Below are 21,465 nucleotides of genomic sequence, written 5' to 3' on the forward strand. Positions count from 1 at the left end.
TTTAATGCCCAAAGGATGCAGAGCTATACGCTAGCTCTTCAAGTTGGGAAATCTGCCTGCTTTCCCCAGACCAATCATCTGGGTGGACTAGTGGATTTTAACCCGTTTTGGTAGCTAGTGGGAAATCTGATGCTGGGGGGAGCAATAATTATATGAAATGAGAATGCTAAAAACTTTAATATTAGCGATAAGAAGAGTCTCGTTTTTATGAAGTTTTGGTAATAATGGCAAACACGCGATTATTTCCGGAAAACTTGTATATGGAATTGGAACTAAAATTGGCATATTTGACTCACTTGAGTTCAATAACCAGTTAAACCTTATAGTAGTGGATGTTTGAGGAGTGATTGGACGTCATATGAGTGCATCGTTCAGATCGGATACAGTTATGACTGGTTCAAATATGGTTTGGAATCAAGACCAACAAAGATTGTTGATGCAAGGCGAAATTTTGGTACAGACAAGCTCGCATACTGCATGGGGCGGTGCTGTAACAGCCACAATGTACGTGCCATTGGTGCGATCGCAAGTGTGGCAGCAAATCACGGATTATCCCCGTTGGGTGCAATATTTTCCTGATGTTACCAAAAGTGAAGTTTTACAACGAGGAGAAGTTAAGCGTCTGTATCAAGCAGCACAAAAAGCTTTCTTATTTTTTACGGCTCAAGTAGAAATATATCTTAATGTTGTAGAAGAAATTGGACAGAGGATTCAATTCCGGTTGGAAAAAGGAACGTTCCACGATTTTACGGCTAATTTAGAGTTAAAGGATTGTGGGAACGGTACGTTACTAACTTATGGAGTGGCAGCAACTCCGGCTATACCCGTACCATCAATTTTTATACAACAAGCAATGAACTTTGAATTGCCAACAAATATGCGTAAAATGCGACAAGTGCTTTGTAAGGGTCAGTAAAAGTGATGTCACAAGCAACTGAAATTTTAGATTTTTGGTTTGGCAAACCAGATGAACCGGGTTATGGAAAACCAAAATCTTCATGGTTTAGTAAAAAACCGGAATTTGATGAAGAACTCCGCATCCGGTTTTTAAGCGCTTATCAAAAAGCAGCCGCAGGAAATCTCGACGAATGGCTTGATGCTCCCGAGAGCTGTTTGGCTCTCATTTTGCTGCTCGATCAATTTCCCCGAAACGTTTTCCGAGATACTCCCGAAGCCTTTTTAACGGACTGGGAAGCACTTTCAGCAGCGCATCATGCCGTTGCACAAGGCTACGACAAGAAACTTCTACCTGTCCAAAGGTGGTTTATTTATCTCCCCTTTGAACACAGTGAGAACTTGGAACATCAGCGTAAGTCAGTTCAGTTGTTTGAGCAACTCACCAACGATCCTGACAGCGCCAGTTGTATTGATTATGCTATTCGCCATATGAAAGTCATTGAGCGTTTCGGTCGCTTTCCCCATCGCAATGCGATTTTGGGAAGAACTTCAACACCAGAGGAAAAAGAGTTTTTGAAACAGGCAGGTTCTTCTTTTTAACACTGACCAGTAACCAGTGACCAGTGACCAGTCACGGGTCACTGAAATACGTACTGTTTATATTCTGATAAATTTATTGAATCTTGAAAGGCAATTGGTTCGCTACCGAACAAAACTGCTTCTAGTTCGCTTTCCGTGAAAGAATAGCCTAAAGTAGTAGCAAAATTAACAATTTTTGTTTTATCCCAATCCCAGATACCAAATATTCCCCGAACGCAGCACTGACGGTAGTATTGCTCGTAAATTGCTCGATCCGACATCAATACGTCATAAAAAGCATTCACTTGCTCTAGTGCCATAGCATTTCATCTCCCATTAGTATGATTTGTAGCATCTAGAAAAGCTACACAGATCTACCAGTTAATTCCGGTTACATACATTATTCACAAGGTTTGAGTCACAGCAAGGATAAATTTAGAAAAAGCGATCGGGGATTGGGGACAAGGGGGACAAGGGGACAAGGGGGACAAGGAGGACAAGGGGGACAAGGGGGAATTTGCTACCTTGTCTACCTTGTCTCCTCCTCTCCTTGTCCCTAGTCCCAGTCCCCAGTCCCCAATCCCTTCTTTATCCTTTCTTTGATGCAATGCAAGGTCGGATCTCATCGCCAAAAAGCCAGCCTTGAGTACCATCAGGTAGTTGAACTTCTGTAAAATCACCGCGCGATCGCAAAAACAAAACCCTATCGCCTAGCTTGAGTTGTTTCATTGCGCCAACTTCTGTTCCTGGTTCGGGGCGTAATTTCGCTATTAACCTACCACCAGGAGGGGAAATAATACGACAAAGTTGGGGTTTTTCGGATAACCAACTCTGTTGTGCGTTACTTCCGCTTGTGTTGTCAGCGTTAAAAAAGACCAATCCACCGATCGCACTTGCACACACAGCAAAACTCACTCCCAAGAGACGTGGTACTTTGCTGGGTATTGAGGCAATTGTAGATCGACCCGATCGCAAAATCAGCTTTGAATGTTCTTTAAGCTTGTGAACTTTGGGCATACGTATAGTTTTCACAACAGGCTGTTCCGGGGTTATCGGTACAAGTGCGAATTCAATCGGAACATATCCTGCAGGATAATCCTTGCAAGCGATCGCACTCACCCTAACATTAAGTTGTCCCAAACGTATACTGCTGCCAATAAAAAGAGGTATTTCACCAGCTAAAAGCAATTGACCATCAACAATAGGAGGGTTCCTTTGGCGTAAATTCCGCAAATAAAACCTTTCCTTGGCTTGATGAAAAAAGATTTCAATATGCAGCCCTGACACGGTTGGATCGTTCAAGACAATATCGCACTCTTCGGGATTGCGACCAACACGAACTCTACCGGGCTTCTTGCTATGTTGTTTCTCAGTAATTTTGCGATTCTTAGCTAATTCTCCTTCTTCCCATTCCAAGGTCAGTTCGTGTAGAGTCGTGGTTGTAACCGTCGCTTCAACACTTGAAAGTTGGTTGGGGTAAGCCGCTAATTCTCGAAGCGCACACAAAACTTCTGTTGCTGTCTGATAGCGATCCTTAAAGTGATAGCGTGTCATTTGAGTCAAGACAGCAGTCAATCCCGGACTCACACAAGCCAGATGCTGCCACAAAATTTCTCCCGTGTTCGGATCGTCTTGGAGTTTGTGCGGATACATCCCTGTAAGTGCTTGAATACCCATCATCCCCAAAGCGTAAATATCACTACTAGGACGGGGTAAGCGTCTAATTTGTTCGGAAGGCATATATCCGCGAGTTCCCACGATCAGAGTGAGATTGTTATGTCCTGTCCGAGTAGCTGTTTGACTTCGCAATTGTTTAATTGCCCCAAAGTCAATCAGAACTAATTTGTTATCTGAAGCGCGTCTAATCAGATTGCTAGGTTTAATATCACGATGAATCACCCCTTGGCTGTGGACAAACTCCAAAATACTCAGTACCTCAATGAGCAATTGGATAACTTGTCTTTCCGTCCATTTAAGCCCCAAAGTTATTTCTTTGTTGAGAGAGTATCCATCAACAAATTCTTGTACCAAATAAAATTCTTGATTCTCTTCAAAGTATGCAAACAGTCGGGGGATTTGGTCGTGATTACCTAACTTTTGCAATGTTTCAGCTTCTTTTTGAAATAGCCTTCTAGCAGTTTCTAAAATTTCCGGGTCGGTACTAGAAGATTTGAGATGTTTGAGAACGCATTTAGGGTTTCCAGGGAGGTGAGTGTCCTCAGCAATATAAGTTTGCCCAAAACCTCCTTCACCCAATACTTTAAGGACTTTATAATGCCCTGCTAGTAACTGCCCAATCATGTTGTGACGGTGATTGTAAAAAGATTTCCGCAATGATTCCCCACGTAAAGAAAGGATAAAGGATAAAGGATGAAGGATGAAAAGAAGAATGAAGAATCAAGGGTCATAAATCACGACTTTTCATACTTTACACTTGAGACTTCACACTTTATCTAACATATTTTTCTGAAAAATAGGGAATTCAAAATAGAGAACAAACTTGTATGGTTTGTTGCACTTTTCTTGAAGTGATTTAGTGTCGCTTATTCGGTAGATATCAATAAAACGACCCCAGTACATAAATGAATATCAAATCTAATAAACCATTGTTGCCAGTTTGGCATATTTACCCAAAAAACAATTCATTTTTTGAAAAAAAATCATTTCTTCATTTTGTCAAATTCCTATCATTTAAAATTAGATTAACAGTCTACTTTGAGCCAGAATAACATATAGTTACAAAACCAAAAGTTTAAAATAAACATTAATAGTTAAGTCATAAAATCCTTTAAAAAGTTAGAGCCTATACAGACATAGAAATATGTTTCTGTATGAACTAAGTACAACGCATTACAAAAGTTACTTTTATAAAAATTTTTAAAAAAAGCTTTTTATACAAATAATTCTACGGTAAAAGATAATTTATGTCTGAATGAGGGCATCCCTATTATGAACAACTCTTTTCGGTTAGAATTTGGTACAATTTGTATCACTATACTCTTGACATTGTGTGGATGTGTATCTTTAAAGGATTTAGATAATGTCAAATTTGAATTGCAAGATACGCAACAACAGCTTCAAGACGCACAGAAGCAGCTTAAGGATAGAGAACAACAAATCCAAATTCTGCAACAGCAACTCAATCAAAAAAACGCTGATATTCTGATAATGAATACTTGTTTGCAAGGTGTTGGACGAGCGTTATCTGATATGGGAGATGGTAACAGTTCTGGGGCTTTCGTGAATTTATCGTCAGTAGCGAAAGAATGCCGTCAATCCGATACTATTGCAGAAAAAGTGCGTGTTGAGAAAAATAAAATATCTACCATCACAGTGAGGAGCGATCGGTAACCCAAAGTGTGCAAGGCTGTTTCTTCCCCAAAGTTGGTCAAGATTGCGTCAGTTAGTACAGGGAAAGTTTTCGAGTAATCTAGCCAGCTTTTTTCTATACCAGATGCTTTAAACAAAGTTTAATTTTTTTAAAGCGTTATTGACAGTTGTTGCTAAATCTAGTGAAATCTCAACATAACTCCTTATACAGTCAATTATGTTGAGATTAGAAGATTTAGTGCAAATAGGTGAAGCAGCAAAAATCAAAGGTGTATCGATTGAGACGCTAAGGCGTTGGGAAAAAGCAGGGAAGCTAAAACCTGTATACCGCACAGAGGGGAATCACCGTCGGTATCGAGTCGCGGATCTACTAAAAATAGACAACCCTAATATGCGGTTTACGGTGATATATTCTCGTGTAAGTACCATACAACGTAAAGATAATTTAACAACTCAAACAGCAGTCTTGAGTGCTTACTGCTCAAATCAAGGGTGGGAAAATATATATTCATTAAGTGATATTGGGTCGGGATTGAACTACAAAAAGAAAGGTCTGTTAAAGTTAATTGATTTGCTCCAAAGGAACGAAGTTGAGCGACTGGTAATTACCGATAAAGACAGGTTGCTGAGATTTGGTTCTGAATTAATTTTGGCATTATGCGAAGGAAATAATACGGAAATTATCATACTGAATAAGCCAATGGATATTGAACCCGAGCAAGAGATGTGTGAGGACATTATGGCAGCGATCGCGGTGTTTAGTGCCCGGTTGTACGGAAGACGCTCGCGTCGTAATTTAAAGGCGATGCAAGCCTTACACGAAGCTCAAGAAAAATTCTTGATGAGGTATTGAAAACAAAATCTTATTAAAGGTAGTATGTGTTGAGATTTAAACCCATAAAAGTTTCTAATTCATGCCAAAATTACTAACTAGCAAACCCAAAAAGACAGCAGCGCAAATTAAAGAAGCCAAAAATCAAACAACTCGTTTGTTAATTATTGCTGGTGTCTACTTGGATTTCTGGTTTGTGATTAAACTAGAATCGGTATTGAGAGTTGAGCAGACAGTAGTTAATCCAGTAATCGAATGCTCAGATGAGTCAACAATTAATGGTTTAATTGAAAAATTGTTCACCGTAAGAGCAAATACTTACAATGTTTTAGGGTCGGCGGCTTTCTGGGGTGAATCTTGGATGAAAACTCAGAATATTATTGCTGAGAAATTTGGTCAACCAGATACTTATAAGATCAACTCCTTGCCATTGCCAGCCAAAATATTTGAATGGACTGTGCAAGATACTGCCAAAAATATACTAGCCCAACAGTCAGCGGCAAAAACTGCTATTATTAGTCGGATATACAAACGCTTTCCTTTGCATCAAGGAGAAAATCTAACAGCCGAACAAAAAGCCAAAAATCAAGAATCCCAAACAAATAGGGATCTAGCTATCAATGCTCTAAAATCATTTGAAACTATCAAACAGATTCCTTGGCTACATCGTTACTTTAGAGAAGAGTACAAACGTGGTCACGCCAAGCAAAATAGACAAATTGTGTATCAGCCTCAAGCATATAATTGTACTCGAATTTCTCGTTACCTGGTAAGATTAGAGGTACAAGGGCTAACACGAGGAAAAAGAATATCTTTAATAGTTAAGTCAAATCGAATCATCACCGGGAGAATCCGATTAATCCGCAATGCATCTGGGAGTTTAGAAATTCACAGCTTTGTGACACTGTACAATCGGGATTACGGTAAACTCATTAATAGAGAAAAAGTTAAAGCAGTAGATAGAGGATATACAGAAGTTTTTTATACAGATGACAATCAGTTGCTTGGTAAAGGATTTGGTCAACAATTAAATAAAAAAACTGAGAGAATTACTCGGAGCGGACGAAATAAAAACAAACTTTGGGCATTAGCTCATGTACGCTACAAAGAGAATTCCCAAAAATCGCGCTCTATTAGAGAAAATAATTTGGGGAATCAAACAGAATTAAAACGACGCCAGCGCGATGACGCATACGTGGAAACAGTGGTAAATCAAGCTTGTCGCTCCATCACATTTCAAGCTTATACACTAGGCGTCGAAAGTTTAGTCGAGTCAATACGCTCAACTAAAAAGCTATCTAAACGAGCTAAAAATCGTTTAGAGAAATGGGAAAAAGGCACTGTTGCAGATCGTCTTACCCATTGGTCGGCACGTAACAGAACTCATATCTGCTGGGTTTCTGCTGCGTATACATCGCAGATTGATAATCGGAATGGTACGTTACTGGGTACACGTTGTCGAGATCAATTCTTCACCTTTGATGGGGTTGTATTTCACGCTGACCATAATGCCGCTTTGAATGTGAGGCATCGTATCACTGATGAAGTGATTACGCAGTTCATGCCTTACAAACAAGTTCAAGCTGTTTTACTTGAGAGAACTGCTCGTTTCTTGAATGCAAAGGGTCTGACATTACGGGATGCTGTTGACCTTCATTGGTTAGACATTAAGCATACCAAATGTGAGGCATTTCAGAAACTCCTACACGGATTGTAGGAACGTCTAGTTAAGGAACAGGGGGAGAGGAAGCCAACCTCGTTATTGACTCCACAGTTTCAAGTGAGTCACTCACCCAACCGTATCAGACAGCAATTAAAGGAGAGTTAAGGTTTTCTCTCCCAACACAAACCTTCGCGCCTAGATACCTTGAGTAGAAATGTGTAGGTTTAGTGAATCCGTAACAAAAATATCTGGTGTTGCTGTATAATAAATAGAAATGTCCCCAAGGAGTTTGCAGCTCTTGGGGGGATAAGAGTCAAATTATTAAAATTTTAACTGAGTACTATGATAGCAACCTCAGCCCTCTTTTGCCAGCTCCCCCAAGAAAAAGATATTTCATCCTGGCTCGCCCAAATCCAAGAAGCCACCCTGGCACTCCTGGAAGCAGCATCAAAACTGACTCTCATCCAAAACAGTATTGGCAAAATAGAATTCAATAGGGAACTCAAACGCTACGAGCAGAACCCCAAAGATATTAAAGAATATTTAGAACTGGTACAAGCGTACTCAGAGTGCGACCACCAAGAAATTTCCGCACTCGGCATCCTCACCCTCAAGAAATTAACCCGTCCTTCCCTGACTCCTGTCAGAGACGCTTTAGAAAATTTAATCGAGATTACCCCAACCAAAATAGCAACCCTCATCAAAACTCTTTGCCAGCGTCAAAGAGAACCCAAGCAACTTCGGGAAACTATTTGGGGAGAAGGGGGTACCTTCTTCAATACGGGAGATATTTACGACCATCCCTCTGCAGGTGTTGCCTTGGAGCGCATGGCAAACAATGAGGGCAAGACACCCCAAACCATTGTTGCCCAATCCATAGAACTGCGACAGGAAGTTGTCAATGTTCTTGAAGCCCAATCCAGCGTCATGGAAATATCGCTTCAAGCAACTGTAGTGGAAGAAGATAGTTCATCCCTCAGCATCACTTTAGACCCGACGCTCCCCAAAGTTCAATTCCACTCCACAGAGTTTATCTTATTAGACCCAAGCAAAAAGTTGGTATTGGCACTCGCTCAACCTATGCCCTCTGCCATACACTCGTCACCAGTTTCCCTGGAAAATGCCGAGCGCCAAAGAATTATAGAGAAAATAACTCAATACCAAGCCAATCTTTCTCTGGCAGAAAATCCTCCCACAACTCCTCTATCAGAACTCTCCTCGGTGGAGCTAACAGCGGTAGAAGTCCTACTACAAGCGGCTATGGGACAAGCCGATTGGAACCAAATCAAACCTGCGATCGCCGAAATCACTGCTGAGAGAAAAGATAAGGTTTGGTTTGCCCTTTCTCAATCGCAACGTGCTTTAGCAGTAAAAGCCTTCCCACCTCACCACATTCTCCTCACCCAAGCCGTGAAAAACAACCTGATTTATGAATTTCAGGAAGACAAATCGGGTAGAACGATCCAACTGAGAATCCGCAACACAGTACCGTCCATGTTTGATGAATTAGTCTCTATTGAAAATTTAGAAGTTTTTTTAAATACCCTTTCTTCAAAAGATAAGAGTGCTTCTCGATAGTCTATTTCCTGCATGAAGTTCTACCCAGCGACGGTATAACCTTGAGCTACCTCAAAGACATGAGCAATGCTATTCTCAATTTCCAAACAGCAGCTGGACACCAAGTGCTAGCTGCTGTAGGTAAAAAATACCTACGTCCGGGTGGTCGATTAGCAACAGAGCAATTATTCCAATGGGCTAAATTTCAGCCTGGAGAGACAGTTTTAGAATTAGCCTCCAGTTTTGGCTACAGTGCAATTGCACTTGCAAAACGCTATAACGTTAAAGTTGTCGGTGTAGAAAAAAATTCAGAAAGTGTTGTTCGTGCTCGTGCTAATATCCGTAACGCTGGCTTAGAAAATCAAATCGAAATTATTGAATTTATCTGCTGTTTCCAAGCCAGCTAGTACACTAACTTGTGAAAGTTGTTCTACACTTGCCTGCATAATTGGATTACTAGTTATCCGTGTAATCGCATAGCGTAGTCAAACGGAGTCAACCATAGCTACTTGTTTCTTCTCTCCTCTGTGAGCGCGTTGCCCAGAATCAAGAGTCTTTGACTCAACCAGGCAGGCGTAGGATGGTAGGAAAGATAGGAGGTACTTACACAGCACCTTTGGTAAGGTTGGAGTACAGTTAGCCACTGACTTTGCTTGCAACGTTACCAAACCCAACCCTTACGGGTAGAAGGCTTTTTCTTGAGGCTGCCTTGCGCTCTAAAACGAGCTTGGGCTGTACAAACTTACGGGCTAAGAACTTGAGCCCAATGTTACGTGCGGCGTTTAATCCCGAACTTCCGCGTTGACCTGTAACTGTGGCAAAGCATTTGCCACCATATTGGTAAGGTTGACAAAACTCTAATAGAGTAGGCAAGTAATGGTTGCCTCTCCAGACTTCTACTGAGTTGACAGCACACAACCGAGAAGTATCTTTAGGATTGACTCTGGCTGTGAGAATAGCGTACCGTTGGTAAGCAATTCGACGCACGTTCTCGACAATCTTTCCTTTGAGCCAGTAAGCACGTTTTTGGTTGGAACGACGTGAGTAAGAGCCGCGCTTGGGCAAGAGGCTTCCTAAGTGTTCAAACACAATGACTTTGCATCCATGACGGTTGGCAAACTCAATAATTTCGTTTGAGACTCGCAGTCCCTCGTGACGTTCTCGTCGAGATATCTTCTGGAATCTGTGAGAAGCAAAACCTTTGTCAACGCGGACAGTCTTTTTCATCGCACGCGCAACTTTTCCTAAATCACGCTTCCTAAGACGGACGTGCTTGGCGTGACCTTTTACAGTCATACGGCTAATTTCTGTCACCGAGCCGTTATCTTTGCTTTCTAGGATAGTGCAAGTAGCGATGTTTCCGTCTAAATCTAGGTCAACAGAGCAGATACGTAAATCTGAGTGTTGAATGACTGTTTTTAATCCTCCTGTTGCTGGTACGTATTTTTCTATAGTGAAATCTAGGTATACCTTGCCACCTTTTAAAGTGACTGTTGGTGATGCTTTTTCCCACAGATCTCCTATGTCATAGCTTTGATACTGGAACTTAATCCAGACCCAAGTGTTATTTCTACGTACTTTGAGCATGATGCTATCGCCCGTATCTTCCTTCCACATGCCAGCGTAAAAGACTGGGTTGAAGTTGAAAGAACGTGGTTGCACTGGGGGTCGGTGTTTTCTGTGCCGAGTATGTCTAGATTCCCACTTGTCGTAATGGGTTTTCCATGACTTGTAAGCACCAATAGCTTTTTTGATGGCAGCACGACGGAACACGCAGGGTGCATCCATTGGTATCGGGTATTGAGCAGAATGTCCTACCGTCAACCCTTCGTACACTTTGTAGTGTTCTTTTGTCTTGGATGTTCCTTCTGGGTGGGTGCAAACAACAGCGAAATAGAATGACACTAAATCGTTAAAGGCAGTCTTAGTTTCATCCAAATCAATACCGTCTCTCAGTAAGGTAAACCTAGCTGTCTTGGACTCAATTGAATAACCTTTTTTGCGTTCTAATGCCATAACTTAACTACGCTGTTTCGACCTATTACTATTATACACTCTTTCACTCCGGTTTTTCGCAGTCATTTAAAATTTTTTCCTTGTATTTTCTAAGAAAATAGAGCTTTGAGCTAAAGCAGTGCATGATAGCCATAAAGTCTTGCATTAATTCTTGGTGAGGACTTAACTCTGTTTTTCCCAGTACTGTAATCTTGCACCCATTGAGCTTGCAGAACCATTCCACGAAATCAAACCCAAACCTACACAACCTGTCTTTATGTCCTACAACTATCTGCGAGACTTCACCTTCATGCACTCTGTGCATCAATGCCATGAACTTTTTGCGTTTAAAGTTCATTCCTGAGCCTACCTCCCTAATTACTTCAGAATCTGGTGCGCGTCTAGATAACTCGATAACTTGAGTATCCAAATCATCTTTTTGAGATTGGGTGGATACCCGGCAATAAAGAACGGTCTTTTCTTGAGGTTTAGCCTGTACTCTGGATTCTAAGGAGGACACTAAATATCGTCTTTGTCCCCCTGGAGTACGGATATACTCTATTTTTCCTTCATCCGCCCAATTGGCAAGAGTTTTGGGATGATAGCCGTAAAGTTTTTGTGCTTGAATTGGTGAAAGATACTTCATGGAATAAAACATCGGTTTACTCCATGATACTCCAAGATTCAGCTATCTAATGTTACGTCACTGGTCAGGTGCTCACTGTTATTGATGGACGATGCTGAATCCACGGCTTTGCAGTTTCCAGTTGTGCGGCTAAGCTAATCAGGGTAGCTTCTGCTGCGGGGCGTCCTATCAATTGCACGCCTATAGGTAAACCATTGCTGTCAAAACCTACAGGAAGTGCGATCGCAGGTTGTCCGGTAGCATTAGCTGGCGGACAAGGTGCAACCCAGCCAATAATTTTTTGGAATGTCTCTTCTGGGCTTAAGTCTGCCCATTCTCCGATGCGAATGGGAGAATGGAGGTTAACTGGCAACACAAGTACATCCACCGTGTCAAAAAACGCCACAATTTGTCGGGATGCAACTTGCATTTGATAAACTGCTTGTAGGTATTCCCCAGCAGAACCGCTTCTTTCAAACAACCAGCGAGTAAATGGCTGTAAAATCTCAGCAGGAAGCCCCGATGAAGCTGGTGCAGTTTGCCAAACAATTTGAAAGGGTTCCACTATCCCACTGAAATCTGGGCATTTTTCTTCCACAACATGACCGAGTTGTTCTAATAACTCGACTGTTTGCAAAACTCCTTGCTTGCAGTTACTATCTGCTTCTCCTATAGGAAGGATTTTCGTAGAATAAGCAATTCGCAGCCGCTCTGGTCTTACTTCAGTAGCAGCAAGAAACGATGGTTCGGGATCGGGAAGCCAGTATGGATCGCCCGTAACATAACCAGACATCACATCTAAAAGTGCAGCCGCATCTGCGACAGTACGTCCTATCGGACCATTCATTGCAATACCATTCATGCGATCGCCCACTGGTGCGTGAGTTACGCGTCCCCGTGATGGCTTGATTCCCACCAAACCACAACAAGCAGCTGGTCCCCGTACCGAACCACCACCATCAGAACCTTGAGCGATCGCACATAACCCTGCGGCTACAGCTGCTGCTGCACCACCACTCGAACCACCGGGAGTGTATTCCAAATTCCAAGGATTTCTAGCAGGAAGAAAGCCCCTCGGTTCTGTATAAGGACACGCACCTAGTTCCGAAGTTGCTGTTTTACCCAGAATAATAAATCCAGCGTGCTTAATGCGCGTAACCACACCATCATCGTAATTAGGAATATTATTCAATAATGCCGGGTTTCCGAAAGTACAAGGGACACCTGCAAGGGGGTTCAAGTCTTTGATAGAAATTGGCACTCCAAAAAATGGTGGCAGTTCGGAAGCATTTGCAAGAATTTCTGTTTTAGCTTTAGCATCCGCAATAGCCTGCTCTGCCAACACTGTAAAATAACTTCCCAACTGAGGATTCAACTGCTGAATGCGTTCTAAGTATACTTGTACCAAGTCTAGGGGCGACACTTCCCGACGACGAACTAACTGTGCTTGTTCTAGGGCTGGAGTAAAAGCTAGATCCACTTGATTCATTGTGTTGTTTTAGAAATTAGTTGTGTTTATTCCTAGCGTTTTCTATCATTTGTTTTACCACCAGTTCATTTTAGAACAGCCGACACTCTTATGCGTCTTCATCGTTACGACAATCTACATCTGATTCAGGAACTCAACCCACTGCAAGATCACTGTCAAATTTATCATCTGATGTTGGGCTACGAGTTTCCGTGGGACATAACGAGAGCATTGGAAGTTGCACTTATGAAAACTTATTGTGTTCCAAGTATTTCTAAGTTATTAGATAAAACGAGGGAGTTTCACAAACGTCCTCAAAAACGGTACGATGATACAGCAATCATTATTGTAGAGTTTTGTAAATGGGGTTATGGGAGCGAGCGCGGTTGTCAGGCAATTCAGCGCATGAATGCCATTCACTCTCGTTTCAAAATTGACAATGCTGATTTCCTCTATGTTCTGTCAACCTTTATTTATGAACCCATTCGTTGGAATGCCCGTTTTGGCTGGCGGCTGATGTCGGAACAAGAAAAGCTAGCCTCTTTTTATTTCTGGCGGGAAGTGGGCAATCGGATGCACATTGAAGGTATTCCCACAACTTATGAGGACTTGGAACAGTACAATATCGACTACGAACGAACGCACTTTCGCTATGCAGAAACCAATCGTCATGTTGGTGAAGCAACTCGCGATTTATTTTTGAGTTGGTATCCCAAGTGGATGTCCCCTCTTTTAAAACCTGCAGTATACGCCTTACTTGATGACACAATGCTTGATGCATTTGGTTTTGAGCATCCCGGACAATGGCTGCGTCGGAGTGTTGAAACGAGTTTGCAAATCCGGAGTAAAATACAGCGTTTCTTGCCGCCCCTCAAGCACTCCAAGTTTTTTATCGACTCTCCAACCCGCACTTATCCTCACGGCTATGAGATTGCAAATCTGGGTTCGGAAGAAAAAGTGATGAATTAAATATCTTCTACAACATCAAAACTTATTATCGCTTCGTAAAATGATATTACTCCTGCTCTTTTAAAGCCCGACGCGCTAATTTCGCATAAGTCTTGACAGTTTCGTAAGGCATATCCAAATCTTGTGCGACTACCTGCAAAGATTCTCCCATTTCCCGCCTTGCCAAAATAGTTGCCCATTTCGAGGCTATTTCATCCGCACGTTCTCCTCCAGTTCGCTTGCGTTGCGCCTTAAAAATTTCTACTAAATCCTCAATTCGTTTTGCCAACACACTTTCTACATCAGGTATATCTTGGATAACTTGAGATGACCAACCCAAACGTGTTTGTCCCAAACCAAAAGTAGTTTTATGACCGGTTCCACAATAAGGTGCGAGTTTGCCCAGAGCATAAAATAACTGCTCAAACTCTGGTTGTTGAGCTGCTTCTTTAGTCAAACTTAACTCAATTGCCCCAGTAAATCCCGTAACTGCACCTTTTTTACCTGCTAATACCTTTACAGTTGTCACCTGACAGCGATTAATCAAAACATTCTCATCTACCCAACTTAGAAAAGCATCTTGGTCAACAGGTATCCCAGAAAAGTCGTTCCAACGTCTTAGGTAACTGTGAAAGACATTAACTGGAACAGGTAAAGGCAGATGATGACCTTTGCGACGGAAACTAGTAGGGCTAAGAAATGTTAAAGAGACAGTTCCACCGTACTCAGAATCTAACAATTCGGCATAGGTTGTAGGAGGATGTGAAATTTGACAGGAAGCTATAGTTAAAGGGGCGTCCCGCAAATCAACTGCAGAAGGTAACTTTTTTACCCACTGTGCCATCCACTTTTGTACTCTACTAGATAAAGCTGTGATGTACCAGTGATAAGAAGTATTCGCAAGTAGTTGTATTTGTCTGCCACTACTTGTTATCTCTCCATCTAATGCTGAGATAGTAAAGGGCTTTTCAGATTCTCCATCATGCAGGTACGCTGAAAGTTCTGGATCTGTCGAACGTACTCGATCGAGAAACCAGGCATGAAGTCCGATAGTGTATTGGGCGTAAAGATAACAATCTTTTTGGGGAACTAACTCAAACATCAAGCCCATTAATTCTGTACCTGAAGACCATTTTAGGTGTGACTGAGGTTTGCTTAGCTTTTTTTGAGAGCGTTGGGGCATGATGATGTTTGAATTTTTTTGTATTTTATCTTACTTACATCCCCATAAGGGGATGTAAGGATAAATTTTTATTGACTTTAACCAAGGCTTCAGGAGTAACAACCAACAACCAACAACTAACAACTGTACGGGCGCAAGGCCGCCGCGCCCCTACTAACAACTAATCCCCCAAAATTTATCAATCGTCACAAATTGATAACCTTGTTCTATCAATTTCGGTATTAAAACTTCTGCTGTTTCGGCAACATCTTGCCCACCACAAGCACCATCATGCAAAACAATCAGTGAGCCATTGCACACCTGCTTTAAAACTCGCTGTGTAACGGTAGTGATACCCGGACGCACCCAGTCTTCTGGAACAACACTCCACATAACAGGGCGGTAATTCCATTGCTTTAGTAAGTTTAACGTTGTAGGTGTAAATAATCCATTTGGGGGACGGACATCACGTACTTGTTCGGGTTCTAACTGACAAGCATCATAAATAGCTGCTTGAGTTCTCTCTAAACTTTGCTTAAGTTCTGTTGGTGATAGCATGGGAAAATTTCGATGATCGTAGCCATGCAATCCAATCCAGTGACCGCGAGCGAAGATTTCTTGCGCTATTTCAGGCGATCGATTGACACAAGCACCCAGCCAAAAAAAACTAGCTACAATATCATGTCGATCCAAAACCTTCAACAGTTGCGCCGTGTACTGAGGATGGGGACCATCATCAAACGTTAGGGCAATAAACTTGGAACTGACATCCCCGCACCAAAGGCAATTAGGGAACGTGGGTTTGAGAATGCGGTAAAAGATTGGGAAAAGTGGAGCCAACTGCATACAGAATTGTGAGTCCCTGCTTATCATATCCGGTAGCATAACCATAATAAAACTTCCTTAATTTCTTAGCGCCTTTGCGTCTTTGCGTGAGCTTTATTCAGGGTATATAAACAGACATGATATAATTCCAGTAAGTAGACGCCTAAGCCCAAGGCAACTTCCTAGCTCAGGCGTCCAATCAGAGGGAGTTTAAGCACAAACTCAGTTCCTTCACCGTATACAGAATCACAAGTCAGTTCCCCATCATGTTTTTCCACTACAATCTGATAGCAAATAAACAATCCTAAACCTGTACCCTTTCCAGGCGGTTTTGTAGTAAAGAAAGGGTCAAATATTTTAGGCTGAACTTCCGGCTTGATGCCAACGCCATTGTCAGCAATGCGGACGAGCACTCGTGAATCTTTTGCTACTTCTGTACAAATCCGAATTATTGGTCTAAAGTCTTTGGTCAGCCGTTCGTCATGATTTGATTTTTTAGTGCTTTGCGATCGCTGACGACTGACAGCAAGCTCATCCAAGGCATCAATCGCATTGCAGAGTATATTCATAAATGCTTGGTTGAGTTCGCTTGGAAAACACTCTAGTTTTGGTAGTTGCCCATACTCTTTGATGACAATAATTTCTGAGTGTAAGGGTCGTTGTTTCAAGCGGTGTTGTATCAGAAGCAGTGTGTTATCTAGACCTTCATGAATATTTACTTGCTTGCGCTTTGCCTCATGACGATGGGAAAAGTTTTTTAAAGACATCACAATCTGACTAATTCGAACAGCACCATCATTCATTGACGCCAGTAGTTTTGGGAAATCTTGTTTTATGAACTCAAAATCGCTGAGTTTAAGTTGTTCAGTAATCTTTTTGACTGGGTTAGGGTAGTGTTGCTGATAAAGCTCTAAGAGGTTCAGAAGGTTTTGAACATATTCTGAGGCTGGTTCGATATTTGCGTATATAAAGCTAACAGGATTGTTGATTTCGTGAGCTACACCCGCTATCATCTGCCCCAAACTCGACATTTTTTCAGCTTGAATCAGTTGAGTTTGGGTGCGTTTCAATTCATCCAATGCCAGTGCTAGCTCGGTAACCTTTTCGCGTTCTCGCGTTTCCGATTGTCGTAGAGCTTCCTCCATTTGCTTGCGTTGAGTGATATCTCGTCCCACTGATTGGAATCGAACAAAGTTACCCTGTTCGTCAAAAATTGCTCGGTTCATCCATTGCATCCAGCGAACTTCCCCAGCAACAACCACTCGATGCTCAATCGTCCCAAAAGGAGTTTCCAAGTTCAGAGAGTTGAGGAGCTCGGCGACTTTTACCAATTTATCCATTTTTCAAGTCCTTTCACTGAAAAACTCCGGCAAACCACCATAAGTTTCGATTGATACTTAGTGGGACTGGTTGGCTCCATCTTTGTTTCACCCTGGATATTCCCCGCCAGGGGATTAAAACGGCACCAGCAGCAATTTTTTAGTTTCACGTTTTTATCTTGCTGACTGATGATTACCATAAAATTAAGTATAGAAAAGTTCGTAAAATGTTGTTAATTTGAGATTACAGGCAGCATTAATCGACGTACAATGGAAAACCCCTCAAGTATTGAACAAATCTGGCAGTCTCCCCCAGAACCGATCGCCCAAATTCTCAATGCCCCATCTCCACCAAGCATCCTGCTCTCTCCCAACCGTCAGTGGATGGTAGAGTTAGAAAAACCATCGTTACAGGCGATCGCTCATTTTGCAGAGCCAGAAATTCCATTGGCAGGATTGCTCTTAAATCCCAAAACTAACGCACTCTCTCGTTTGTCATTCTACCAGAACTTAAAGATTAGGGCAGTCAGTGCAGGCGAGAGCGATCGCACGGTGCCCCTACCCGAAAGCGCTCAGATTGGCTATGTTAAGTGGTCACCCAACAGTCAAAAATTAGCCTTTACCCTCACTCAAGACACGGGACTAGAACTGTGGGTTGTAGATGTCGATAGTCTCACCCCACAACAACTGACTGAGCCAATACTGAATGCTGCCTATGGAGAACCATACCGTTGGCTGTCTGATGAAGCACTGATTTGCAAAATCATTCCAACCTATAGAGGAGAACCACCAGCCAAACCCAACGTTCCTTCAGGACCGATCGTTCAAGAAAACTTTAGCGGTAAAAGTCCCAGTCGCACCTACACAAATCTCTTGAAAAACCCTCATGATGAGGCGTTATTTGAATACTACTTAAGCGCAAACTTAGAAAAAGTCACTTTAGATGGTCACCGCACCTTACTAGTATCAGAAAGCCTGATTTATGAGGCTGTACCCTCCCCAAATAGCAAATATCTTCTCCTGACTCAGCTGCATCGACCATTTTCTTATCAACTACCAGCCCCATTTTTTCCGAAAACCCTTCAGGTGATCGATGATACGGGCAAATTAATTTATGAAGTTGCAAATGTGCCACTGTTCGTGCGCCGTACAACAAAATTTGATGAAGTGCGGACAGGAAGAAGGGAAATATCTTGGCGGAATGATGCTGATGCAACATTGCATTGGGTAGAAGCTTTAGATAACGGCGATCCTACCAATGATGTTGCTAAACGAGATGCTTTATATGAATTAGAAGCACCTTTTACAGGTACACCAAAGCAACTTTGGCAATCTGAATATCGCTTTCATCATATTCTTTGGGGTAAGGAAGATGTAGCTCTAGTGTGGGAAAGATGGTACGACACTCGTAAAGAGCGAATTTGGCGCATCTACCCACAAACACCCGACTCACCCCCAAAATTATTATTTAACCGCAGTTACGAAGACAAGTACAGCGATCCGGGGTCTCCGATGACAACCTTAGGGCATCAGAGATACCGAGTTTTACGCTTTGCCCCCCAAAGTAATACCATTTATCTGAGCGGTCGTGGGGCATCTCCTAACGGCGTTCATCCATTTTTGGATAGTTTTGATTTAGAAACTGGGGATACACAACGCCTGTGGCAATGCCAAGACCCTTATTTTGAAGATATTTCCTACGTGCTAGATGATGAAGCAGAAACTTTGATTTCTCACCGCCAATCCAAAACTGAGCCACCCAATTATTTTTTGTTTCATCGGACTGACAACAAAATTTCTCACGCGCTTACTTATTATCAAGATCCCGCTCCTCAGTTAGCAGGATTGCAAAGTGAGTTAGTCAAATATCAACGTGCAGATGGCGTGCAACTCTCAGCAAAACTCTACTTACCACCTGGTTATGATGCCACTCGTGATGGAACTTTGCCAATTTTATTTTGGGTGTATCCACAAGAATTTAAAGATAAGGAATTTGCAGGGCAAATTAATAGTTCTGAAAATACCTTCAGCCGTCCGAGTTATGCATCTGTTTTATTTTTGCTAACTCAAGGTTATGCAGTTCTTTCCGGTCCTACAATGCCAATTATTGGTGAAGATAACATAGAACCAAATGATTCTTATGTGGAACAATTGATTGCAGGGGCAAAAGCCGCCGTTGATTACGTAGTTGAGCGCGGTGTTGCCGATCCACATCGTATTGGTATTAGCGGGCATTCCTATGGCGCATTTACTACGGTGAATTTATTAGCGCATACAGATTTATTCTGTATGGGAATCGCTAGGAGTGGCGCATATAATCGTACTTTGACTCCTTTTGGTTTCCAACAAGAGCAGCGCCATTTTTGGGAAGCGACAGAGACTTATATTAATATGTCTCCCTTTACTCATGCGGCTAAAATCACAGCCCCACTTTTACTGATTCATGGAGAAAAAGATAGCAATCCCGGTACATATCCTCTCCAAACTGAAAGATTGTATGAAGCATTGAAAGGTTTGGGCGCAACTGTTCGCAGTGTCATATTACCATTAGAAGACCACGGCTATTACTCTCGTGAAGCAGTTGGTCATGTACTTTGGGAAATGGTGAACTGGTGTGACAAATATCTGAAATGACGAACGCCACCTTATATCATATTGGGTTTGGACGAAATGACCTTGGGGAGACTCCACCAAGCATCGCTCTTTTGTCTGGCGATCCGGAACGGGCGAAGTTAATTGCCCATTCCTACCTGCATTCAGTGCGTCTTTTGTCGGAAAATCGCGGGCTGGATAGCTATGTGGGGATTTTACCCAACGGGCGATCGCTGTTGTGTGCAACCAGTGGTATGGGTGCATCATCTACAAGTATTGTTGTTCATGAGTTGGTACAAGTTGGTATTCGGCTCATTATACGTGTTGGCAGTTGTGGTTCCATACAAGAACACGTGGCAGTTGGTAGCACGGTGATTACTAGTGCTGCTTTATGCCGTCAAGGTGCAGCTAATGACATTGCACCTATAGAATATCCTGCCGCCGCAGATCCATTTGTGACAGTAGCCTTGGCTCATGCAGCAAACACTCTTAATGTCAAGTATCATGTTGGGATTACGGCATCGGTTGATACTTTTTATGAGGGACAAGAGCGATCGCAGTCAGTTCAAAGACCTCTGTTGCGTTCTTTACGTGAAATCACGGAAGAATATCGCTCTTTAAATATACTGAATTATGAAATGGAGAGTGGCACTTTGTTCAAGATGGCAGGTGTTTACGGTTTTCGAGCAGGTTGCGTGTGCGGTGTTGTTGCCCAACGCACGGTGAAGGAAGACATTGTGTTAGCAGAAAAAGATACTGCCATTGACAATGCCATTCGGATCGCTATCAAAGCAGCAGAACAATGGGAAGAACCGTATTGATTGGTCATTTGTCATTGGTCATTGGTCATTTGTCATTGGTCATTTGTCATTGGTCACTGATTGTTTTAACGGGACTTCAAAGCGAGCGCCAGGGGTTGGTTCAATCACCTGTACTGAAAGATGATTTTGTGCAAGCAAGGAACGAAATTCCGCAATACTACCAGTAGTTTGAAGTAAAGAATTTAGCAATCCTTCAAAAACCACATCGCCACCTGCTGCTGTATGAATCATCACTTGCGGTTGTAACCATTGAGCAACTTCTAAAGCGTATTTTCTGCCCCTAATAATAGAGCCAACTAACGGCAAACCCAAGTCATACTGTGGTGTAATAACAACGTCTATGGGAGCAGCTTCCTTGAGTGAGGGAGAATGATACCCATGAGGTTCGTAGTATAAAGTGAAGCCAGTTTCCAACTCTTTCAGAATGTAACCGTTCTCGACCAAAGTCGGACCGATTGAAGAACCGGGAGTTGCTGTAATTGCGACACTCCGCTCCAAATTAAATGTCTCCCCATGAGCTAGTGGGGTGATTTGTGTGTAATTTAACTGCGTTACGACATTGGCTGCATTGGGAGACGCCACAACAGGAATGTTGCGATCGAGTTGCTTGAGTGTTGGTGTATGAGCGTGGTCTTCCAAACCTTGAGACAGCACAATCAAGTCAATATTTTCTGGTATGGCGCGTTCTTGAGTCCGAAAACCTTTGAACAACCAATCCAAATTGCCAAAGATTAACGAACCAACTAACCAGGGATCGATGAGTATTCGTTTCCCGCCCATCTCAACTAACCATGAATTGTTATCTAACCAAGTTAAGTACATAAAATTTTGTAAAGATCACACCTAATTCTC

General features: G+C 42.3%; 19 protein-coding genes. 10 read left to right on the plus strand and 9 right to left on the minus strand.

Annotated elements, in window-relative coordinates:
* Positions 1-358 precede the first annotated feature (358 nt).
* Together F7734_RS22605 and F7734_RS22610 are read left to right on the plus strand one after the other, a co-directional pair.
* Entirely contained in the window at positions 359-916 is a 558-nt protein-coding gene (locus F7734_RS22605) for an SRPBCC family protein (RefSeq protein WP_155746762.1), read from the plus strand.
* 5 nt (positions 917-921) lie between these two features.
* On the plus strand, positions 922-1,497 hold the full coding sequence (locus F7734_RS22610) for a DUF924 family protein (RefSeq protein WP_155746763.1): 576 nt from the start codon (positions 922-924) through the stop codon (positions 1,495-1,497).
* A gap of 38 nt (positions 1,498-1,535) precedes the next feature.
* On the opposite strand, the gene F7734_RS22615 is transcribed toward F7734_RS22610, so the two are convergent.
* Together F7734_RS22615 and F7734_RS22620 are read right to left on the minus strand one after the other, a co-directional pair.
* Complete coding sequence (locus tag F7734_RS22615) at positions 1,536-1,796, minus strand: Nif11-like leader peptide family natural product precursor (protein WP_155746764.1); 261 nt, start codon at positions 1,794-1,796, stop codon at positions 1,536-1,538.
* A 268-nt stretch (positions 1,797-2,064) separates the two neighbouring features.
* Positions 2,065-3,777 (minus strand): FHA domain-containing serine/threonine-protein kinase, encoded by a 1,713-nt coding sequence (locus F7734_RS22620; protein ID WP_155746765.1) that lies wholly within the window; start codon positions 3,775-3,777, stop codon positions 2,065-2,067.
* A 648-nt stretch (positions 3,778-4,425) separates the two neighbouring features.
* Here F7734_RS22620 and F7734_RS22625 point away from each other — a divergent pair.
* The 5 genes from F7734_RS22625 to F7734_RS22645 all read left to right on the plus strand — a co-directional run bounded on the left by F7734_RS22625 (position 4,426) and on the right by F7734_RS22645 (position 9,265).
* Positions 4,426-4,827 carry a hypothetical protein gene (locus tag F7734_RS22625; RefSeq protein WP_155746766.1) on the plus strand — a complete coding sequence of 134 codons (402 nt, stop codon included), beginning with the start codon at positions 4,426-4,428 and terminating at the stop codon, positions 4,825-4,827.
* Between the two features lie 196 nt (positions 4,828-5,023).
* Positions 5,024-5,659, plus strand: a complete 636-nt coding sequence (locus tag F7734_RS22630; RefSeq protein ID WP_155746767.1) for an IS607 family transposase — start codon at positions 5,024-5,026, stop codon at positions 5,657-5,659.
* 61 nt (positions 5,660-5,720) lie between these two features.
* Positions 5,721-7,355, plus strand: a complete 1,635-nt coding sequence (locus tag F7734_RS22635; RefSeq protein WP_155746768.1) for a transposase — start codon at positions 5,721-5,723, stop codon at positions 7,353-7,355.
* A gap of 288 nt (positions 7,356-7,643) precedes the next feature.
* On the plus strand, positions 7,644-8,879 hold the full coding sequence (locus tag F7734_RS22640) for a hypothetical protein (protein WP_155746769.1): 1,236 nt from the start codon (positions 7,644-7,646) through the stop codon (positions 8,877-8,879).
* 59 nt (positions 8,880-8,938) lie between these two features.
* A complete protein-coding gene (locus F7734_RS22645) occupies positions 8,939-9,265 on the plus strand; it encodes a class I SAM-dependent methyltransferase (RefSeq protein ID WP_243147026.1) in 327 nt (108 codons plus the stop codon).
* A 229-nt stretch (positions 9,266-9,494) separates the two neighbouring features.
* Here F7734_RS22645 and F7734_RS22650 read toward each other — a convergent pair whose 3' ends face one another.
* From F7734_RS22650 to F7734_RS22660, 3 genes are read right to left on the minus strand one after another with little or no spacing between them, the layout of a single operon-like run.
* Positions 9,495-10,874, minus strand: a complete 1,380-nt coding sequence (locus F7734_RS22650) for a hypothetical protein (RefSeq protein WP_155743525.1) — start codon at positions 10,872-10,874, stop codon at positions 9,495-9,497.
* Between the two features lie 43 nt (positions 10,875-10,917).
* Positions 10,918-11,511 carry an IS607 family transposase gene (locus F7734_RS22655; protein WP_243146673.1) on the minus strand — a complete coding sequence of 198 codons (594 nt, stop codon included), beginning with the start codon at positions 11,509-11,511 and terminating at the stop codon, positions 10,918-10,920.
* 52 nt (positions 11,512-11,563) lie between these two features.
* On the minus strand, positions 11,564-12,967 hold the full coding sequence (locus F7734_RS22660; protein ID WP_155746770.1) for an amidase: 1,404 nt from the start codon (positions 12,965-12,967) through the stop codon (positions 11,564-11,566).
* A gap of 90 nt (positions 12,968-13,057) precedes the next feature.
* On the opposite strand from F7734_RS22660, the gene F7734_RS22665 reads away from it, so the two are divergent.
* Positions 13,058-13,915, plus strand: a complete 858-nt coding sequence (locus tag F7734_RS22665) for an oxygenase MpaB family protein (RefSeq protein ID WP_155746771.1) — start codon at positions 13,058-13,060, stop codon at positions 13,913-13,915.
* Positions 13,916-13,961: 46 nt separating this feature from the next.
* On the opposite strand, the gene cas6 is transcribed toward F7734_RS22665, so the two are convergent.
* The 3 genes from cas6 to F7734_RS22680 form a co-directional block, all read right to left on the minus strand.
* Complete coding sequence (cas6, locus tag F7734_RS22670) at positions 13,962-15,077, minus strand: CRISPR-associated endoribonuclease Cas6 (RefSeq protein WP_155746772.1); 1,116 nt, start codon at positions 15,075-15,077, stop codon at positions 13,962-13,964.
* Positions 15,078-15,230: 153 nt separating this feature from the next.
* The gene (locus F7734_RS22675) at positions 15,231-15,902 is read right to left on the minus strand and encodes a polysaccharide deacetylase family protein (RefSeq protein ID WP_155746773.1); all 672 of its coding nucleotides are present in this window, start codon (positions 15,900-15,902) and stop codon (positions 15,231-15,233) included.
* 161 nt (positions 15,903-16,063) lie between these two features.
* Entirely contained in the window at positions 16,064-17,221 is a 1,158-nt protein-coding gene (locus F7734_RS22680) for an ATP-binding protein (RefSeq protein WP_155746774.1), read from the minus strand.
* A 249-nt stretch (positions 17,222-17,470) separates the two neighbouring features.
* Here F7734_RS22680 and F7734_RS22685 point away from each other — a divergent pair, with 249 nt between their 5' ends.
* Both F7734_RS22685 and F7734_RS22690 read left to right on the plus strand, forming a co-directional pair.
* Positions 17,471-19,834: a prolyl oligopeptidase family serine peptidase gene (locus F7734_RS22685; protein ID WP_155746775.1), complete on the plus strand. Its 2,364-nt coding sequence runs from the start codon at positions 17,471-17,473 to the stop codon at positions 19,832-19,834.
* Positions 19,831-20,613 (plus strand): nucleoside phosphorylase, encoded by a 783-nt coding sequence (locus F7734_RS22690; RefSeq protein WP_155746776.1) that lies wholly within the window; start codon positions 19,831-19,833, stop codon positions 20,611-20,613. The genes F7734_RS22685 and F7734_RS22690 overlap by 4 nt, the downstream gene beginning before the upstream one ends.
* Positions 20,614-20,652: 39 nt before the next feature.
* Here the strand turns inward: F7734_RS22690 and F7734_RS22695 are convergent, their stop codons facing one another.
* Positions 20,653-21,435, minus strand: a complete 783-nt coding sequence (locus F7734_RS22695; protein WP_155746777.1) for an MBL fold metallo-hydrolase — start codon at positions 21,433-21,435, stop codon at positions 20,653-20,655.
* Between the last annotated feature and the right edge of the window lie 30 nt (positions 21,436-21,465).

This window comes from Scytonema sp. UIC 10036, from assembly GCF_009725235.1.